This window comes from Nostoc sp., assembly GCF_036917515.1.
In the GTDB taxonomy this organism is placed as follows: Bacteria; Cyanobacteriota; Cyanobacteriia; order Cyanobacteriales; family Nostocaceae; genus Nostoc.
The window spans coordinates 23,165-29,519 of sequence record NZ_JBALDE010000267.1 but is presented as its reverse complement, the minus strand read 5'-3'; the positions used below and the strand labels follow the sequence as shown (position 1 = coordinate 29,519).

The window sequence follows — 6,355 nt, the reverse complement described above, 5'->3', positions numbered from 1 at the left end:
CATCCACCTCTGAACTCCGTTGACGAGTATTTGAACTGGATTCATCCACCTCTGAACTCCGTTGACGAGTATTTGAACTGGATTCATCCACCTCTGAACTCCGTTGACGAGTATTTGAACTGGATTCATCCACCTCTAAACTCCGTTGACGAGTATTTGATACTCATGCAAATTCCAGCGATTTTCACAAGCCTAGAATATACATAATTGTAGGGACACAATATATTGTGCCCCTACGGTTGTAGTCTATTCAATTGAAAACTGCTGTAATCCTAAGCTGGAAGCAACCTAATTAATCTTAATGTCTAGTATTTTCTTGGCAACTTGCGTTTAAATCAAAACTTTGACATTCTCTAGCTTCCGACAATTGCCCAACTGTATTACCAAGCTGATAACTTATCAAAGTTCCTGCAACCGCAGCCAGTGTAACAACAGTAGCTAGTCCCAACAAAGTAGTTCGTTTTTTAGGTTTGATTGTACTAATGAAATTCTCTATCCTAGTGGAACTACCGACAACCTCAATTCTCCCAAGTGCTTTTAAAGCAACAGCTGCATTAGCATAGCGACGTTTTCGGTTACGTTCCACCATTTTCATCAACCACCACCAAAAACGCGGATTGATTTGAGGAACTAATTGCTGGAAATTCAAGCGATAGTTATCATCAATTAATTTGCCAATCTCAACAGAACGGGTATTAGTAAGTAAGCAAATTAGTGTTGCTCCTAAACTATATAAATCTGATGCTTCTGTCAGGGAATGACCAAACTGTTCTTCTGGTGGCATAAAACCTGGAGTTCCTGCTATAAAGCTGCTCAGAGCTACTTTTGCACCCTGTATTCTAGCCAACCCAAAATCAACCAGGTAAACATTTAGTTTTTCATCAACCAAAATATTCTCTGGCTTAATATCCCGATGAATAATTGGAGAAACTTGCTTTTGCAGATAAACCAAAATTTCTAAGATTGACAGAGCAATTTGCTTAATTTCTTCAGGATGAAAGCTGCGTTTTAATCCCAAGGATGGGGCATTTTTATATTCCTGTACCAGATAAAAAGCCCCTGGCATTTCAAAGGAATCTATATAGCGAGGAATGCAGGGATGATTCAGTTGCCGCAAGATTTCAATTTCGCGCTGATATGCTTTGACACCTGATAAATCAGCACCTGCACGAGCAAAACAAAACTCTTTAATTACTACCTGTTGATTAGAGTTGAGGATATTAGCTAGATAAGTAATCCGTCCCCCTTCTCGGTTGCGTCCTAATTCGCTGATGACTTGATAGCCAAGTTCTTCTGAAAAATCTGGATGGCGATTTAAGGGAATTACCCTTTTATCTCCATTACGCACATCAAGCTCCATTTTATTTGCCATACGAGTTTGATTCTGTCAAGGCGCAATTCAAAGATTAAGATCCACTCACCCAGATTGTTAGCTCTATTTTTACCTTGCTTAGGCTAATACATATCGGCAGAAAGGCAAAATTATTACCTTTGCGCTAGCCAATCAACAATCTGGGCATTGACAACATCTGGAACCTCATCGTGAGGACAATGACCGGCATTGGGAATGGGAACAATTTTGATATCTTTGCCATTCTCCCGCGCCTTTTCGTAAATCTTGGCCCCAGTAATTGGTGTCCAGGGATCGTCAGCACCCCAAATTACTAATAAAGGACATTCTACTTTCGGCAAAAGTTCCTCTGGACTAGGGCCAGGAGGGGCTGTGAGAATGGAGGCGAAGACTTGTTGCGCTCCTGGATCGCAAGAGGGAGTATAAAGTAAATCGACTAATTCATCGGTGACAGCTTCACGGTTTCGGTAAACTTGGTAAAGAGTCCGGCGAATTTGGGCTTTTTGGCGGATGCGGTTAAAGACCAATTTACCTGTAATTTGCGATCGCACAAACCGATTAAAAGTTGCCATCACCATCCGTAGTGGCGGGTTCAATTCGTGAGGACGATGACTCAAACCACCCGCAGAGTTAATTAAAATACCGCCAGCAGCAATTTCTGGATGTTCTACCAGTACAATCAAGCTCAGAAGCGCGCCAATGGAGTTACCAATAAATATAGCAGGTTCGTGTATATGTGCTGTGCAAAAATCTTTTAGCAGTTCCACCCAAACTTCTACGCTGTAATCAATGAGCGCTTTATCAGAACCACCAAAACCTAAAAGGTCTATGGCAAATACCTGGTAGCCAGCATTAGCTAAGACTGGGATATTTTTGCGCCAGTGTCCAATGGAAGCACCAAAGCCGTGAACCAGTACCAAAGGGCGTCCTGTACCCATGACAGTGTACTGAATTTTGTAGCCCTGCCAAGTCCAAAAGAATTTCTCAAAGGCGTCTTGGGTTGGAAGCTGTTGTGTAGTTATAGTCATTATTAAGATTAATAAAGTCTTTCTTCAAATATACTAATGTTTTCTGAGCGCAAAGAGTTAGGCTAAATCACCAAATACTTTACATTCATTACTTTGGGCGCTCGCCTTTTTCAAAATGCTTAAACTCCTCCATTTACGACGCGATCACTATTCCTAATCAGTCTAAATTAGTAAAAAATCTCCTTCCAAAGACAGTAGAAAACTATCCGCACCATTACTAGCATTAGAGAGGTCAAGTTGGTCAGAGAGTAGAGTATTGTTGGAGTTAAATCACCACAAAACTCGATGAAAATCTCAGGAAACGAAATTCTCATCATGGGTGAAGCTACAGAAATTGGCTATGCACTAAATATTTACGATTTCAAGTTTTTGAAGTAATTTTTTCAATGCTTGATAGAGTATTGAGCAAAAGTGCTGATTCAAAGATTGCACCTAAAAATTTGTGTAAAAATAACCTGAATAATTTTTGTGTGAAAGCTAACTTTAGTAAGCTATGCCAAATAAATTTTGTACAACTTATTTTTAGATGATGCCTAACCAAGTTGCTTCTAAAACGTTGTAATTAATTAGAGTGCAATTGGTTTGAGATCGAGGTTAGGAAAAGTAAAAATTTAGCTCTGCTTTCACCGATCTGGCCTAGTTTTGCTTACTAAGTCATTAACAAAAGAGACTAGTACACGCTAAAACTTGAAGGATTTATGGGCAACGCCGACAAACTACTTTATGAATTTAACATCAACGAAATGATGGCAGAAACAATCGAAAACAAACAGGCGGCGGATTCAAACAAGGAAGTGAATTTGGTTTCTGAGTTTGTAGACAAAATTGCTGTCGTTACCGGAGCAGCAACTGGACTGGGAGAAGCGATCGCAGTCAAGTTATTTCAAATGGGAGCAAAAGTTGTGATTGCCGACATTGATGTAGACAATGCACACCTGGTTGCTGAACGTTTGGATGCTTCCGGCGATCGGGTGCACGTTATCGAAACCGATGTCCGCAATCATCAGGCAGTCGAAGAAATGGTCAACCAAACAGTGAGTCGCTTTGGCGGACTGCATCTGGCTGTGAATAATGCTGGCATTACTGGTCCGCACAATGTCACCACTGCGGATTACGAAATCGACTGGTGGAATGATGTGATTGCCACCGATTTGAGCAGTGTATTTTTTGGGTTGAAGTACGAAATTCCAACGATCATCCGCAGCGGCGGTGGTGCAATTGTCAATATGTCGTCAGCAAACGGCGTGGTCGGTGTCGCCGGCATCAGTCCATATACCGCAGCAAAACACGGAATTATTGGGCTGACGCGGGCGGCGGCGTTGGAATATGCAGACAAAGGCTTGCGAATTAACGCCATCGGCCCGGGTTATGTAGACACACCGAATATGCACAAAGTACCGGAGGAAGTGCGATCGCAGATGGCAGCCTCGCATCCGATGGGTCGCCTTGCACGCACTGAAGAAGTCGCGGATGTGGTGGCGTTCTTACTGTCAAACAGAGCGTCTTTCGTTACGGGCAGCTTCTACTTGATGGACGGAGGCTACACCGCTCGTTGAATGTTAACCATCTGTGTGCGCCAAAAAAGCAAACAGTTGATTAACCGATAGCAGATTTGCGATCGGCAATGCTTACTAAGAAAGCTGACACGATTGATAATGAAGATAGGCGTTATCTTCACAAAATTTATGTTTTTAACTTGGTTAGACAGCAACTCTTGGCTGCTGGAAATTGGTAGTAAAAGAATATTAATTGACCCTTGGCTGGTTGGTTCGTTAATTTTCGGCAATTTGGATTGGTTTTTTAAAGGTTCGCGATCGCAAGAGCGCCCAATCCCAGATAATATCGATTTGATCCTGCTATCTCAGGGTTTAGAAGACCACGCTCACCCACCAACGCTCAAGTTGCTTGACCACAACATCAAGGTTGTAGCTTCTCCCAATGCAGCTAAGGTAGTGCAGCAGTTAGGCTACACCCAAGTAACTACTCTCGCTCATGGCGAAACTTTCACTTTAAATAATCAAATTGAAATCAAGGCTTTCCCCGGCTCTCCAATTGGCCCGACTTTGGTAGAAAATAGTTATCTCCTCAAAGAATTGGAGAGTGGTTTGACTGTATACTACGAGCCTCACGGGTATCATTCTCCACAACTCCAGCAAGCTACACCTATCGATGTAGTGATTACACCGTTTATTGATATGACGCTACCTTTGCTTGGGTCAATTATTAAAGGACAAAATAGTGCTTTAGAAGTAGTAAAATCATTACAGCCTCAAGTAATAATACCGACAGCGGCTGGTGGAGATGTGGCGTTTGAGGGATTGCTGATGAAATTCATTCAAACGAAAGGAACTGCTGAGGAATTTCGCTCGTTACTTGAGAAAAACAATCTTGCGACGAAGGTACTTGAGCCAAAACCAGGCGATCGCTTTGAACTAACATTAGAAAAGCGAGCATTAGCAATCTAATGAGAGTAGATAAGCTAATGCGCTTATATATTGCACAAACTCCCTATAGACCGTCATTAGTCATTAATCATTAGTCATTTGTGTTTCTAAGGACAAAGCGCTTTCGTCTCTTGCGTTCGCGTAGCGTCTCCAAGAGAGGTTTCCTCTGGTTATATCAAGTCCGGCCAATTAGTTATGATTCCCGAATCTATGCAGAAACCCAAAAACCTTTCCCCTCTGCCCCTAGAGCGGCCTTAATGATAAGTCTTTAACCGGACATGATATTACTCGTGGAGTTCATCATCTGCAAAATATGCTAAATCTGGATTTCTCCGATTTAGGTTAAGTAGGCTATTCGGTAAAAAAATCTAAAAATAATTCAACCGAAAATACCCTGAGGGGGCATTGCATCTTAATATCAGGAAAAGGTCTAATTAAACGTTGATCCTTTAATTTAGAAGGCTTGAGTGTAATGAAGACCCTCCCCGGATTGCTATTTGTACTTAGCTTTATGGTAGTAGCTTGCAGTCCGTCTCCAGATAAAACGGTGTCTTCCAATCCTGAAGTAGCAACCACTCCAATTCAAGTAGGACAAAAGACACAAAATAAGCTTTTAGTTGTAACGACAGTCGCTCCTTTAACCAATATTGTAAGTAACATTGCAGGCGATCGCTTAGAAGTTAAGGGTATTATTCCAGAAGGAACCGACTCCCATACTTTTGAACCTCGTCCCAGCGATTCTGATTTGCTATCCAAAGCTAATCTGATTATCGCCAATGGGTTGCATTTAGAATCGCCAACAGAAAAACTAGCTAAAGCCTCGAAGCTCAAAGAAACTAAAATCTTTGAACTAGGCAGTAATACTATTACCCAAGACCAATGGCTTTTTGACTTTAGCTTTCCTAAAGAAAAGGGCGATCCCAATCCGCATTTGTGGGTAAACCCCAAGTATGCTGAGGCTTACGCCAAACTAGCCGCCCAACAGTTAACTACTTTAGATCCTGGTGGCAAAGACTATTACGCGACTAATCTCAAAAATTATTTACAACGCCTGGATGCCCTAGACAAAGCAACACGGGAAATCGTCGCCAGTATTCCCGCCAAAAACCGTAAACTTTTGACCTACCATGATTCTTGGGCGTATTGGGCCAGAGAGTATGGTTTTCAAGTAATTGGTGCGATTCAACCTTCAGATTTTAAGGAACCATCCGCTCAAGATGTCGCCAAGTTAATTGACCAAATTCGGAAAACAGGCGTCCCAGCAGTTTTTGGTTCTGAGGTCTACCCCAGCAAGGTAGAAGAACAAATTGCTCGCGAAGCAAAGGTAAAAACTGCCAACACTGCCGATGATGAGTTACCGGGCAAGGGTTCAGCCAATGCAATTGAAAACACTAATCCTGAGCATACTTATATTGGCATGATGGCTAACAATATGCGGATTATCGCCTCTAATTTAGGAGGAAATCCTGATTTAGTGAAGAACTTGAACACTGGGAATGTTGTTGGACCAACAGCAACCAAGTAGGCTTCAC

Annotated in this window: 5 protein-coding genes and 1 pseudogene; 4 read left to right on the top strand and 2 right to left on the bottom strand. The window is 42.0% G+C overall.

The features are described 5' to 3' along the window. A pseudogene (locus tag V7K89_RS34080) lies at positions 1-207 on the top strand (hypothetical protein); the annotation flags it as partial. A gap of 91 nt (positions 208-298) precedes the next feature. Here the strand turns inward: V7K89_RS34080 and V7K89_RS34075 are convergent. Both V7K89_RS34075 and V7K89_RS34070 read right to left on the bottom strand, forming a co-directional pair. Further along, on the bottom strand, positions 299-1,360 hold the full coding sequence (locus V7K89_RS34075; protein ID WP_335195298.1) for a serine/threonine protein kinase: 1,062 nt from the start codon (positions 1,358-1,360) through the stop codon (positions 299-301). 125 nt (positions 1,361-1,485) lie between these two features. After that, positions 1,486-2,379: an alpha/beta fold hydrolase gene (locus V7K89_RS34070; protein ID WP_335195296.1), complete on the bottom strand. Its 894-nt coding sequence runs from the start codon at positions 2,377-2,379 to the stop codon at positions 1,486-1,488. Positions 2,380-3,077: 698 nt separating this feature from the next. Here V7K89_RS34070 and V7K89_RS34065 point away from each other — a divergent pair. The 3 genes from V7K89_RS34065 (at position 3,078) to V7K89_RS34055 (ending at position 6,348) form a co-directional block, all read left to right on the top strand. Then, positions 3,078-3,935, top strand: coding sequence for an SDR family NAD(P)-dependent oxidoreductase (locus V7K89_RS34065; RefSeq protein WP_335195295.1), 858 nt, complete (start codon positions 3,078-3,080; stop codon positions 3,933-3,935). A gap of 129 nt (positions 3,936-4,064) precedes the next feature. Continuing rightward, positions 4,065-4,844, top strand: a complete 780-nt coding sequence (locus V7K89_RS34060; RefSeq protein ID WP_335195294.1) for an MBL fold metallo-hydrolase — start codon at positions 4,065-4,067, stop codon at positions 4,842-4,844. A gap of 451 nt (positions 4,845-5,295) precedes the next feature. Continuing rightward, positions 5,296-6,348, top strand: a complete 1,053-nt coding sequence (locus tag V7K89_RS34055; protein WP_335195293.1) for a metal ABC transporter substrate-binding protein — start codon at positions 5,296-5,298, stop codon at positions 6,346-6,348. The last annotated feature ends 7 nt before the right edge of the window (positions 6,349-6,355 follow it).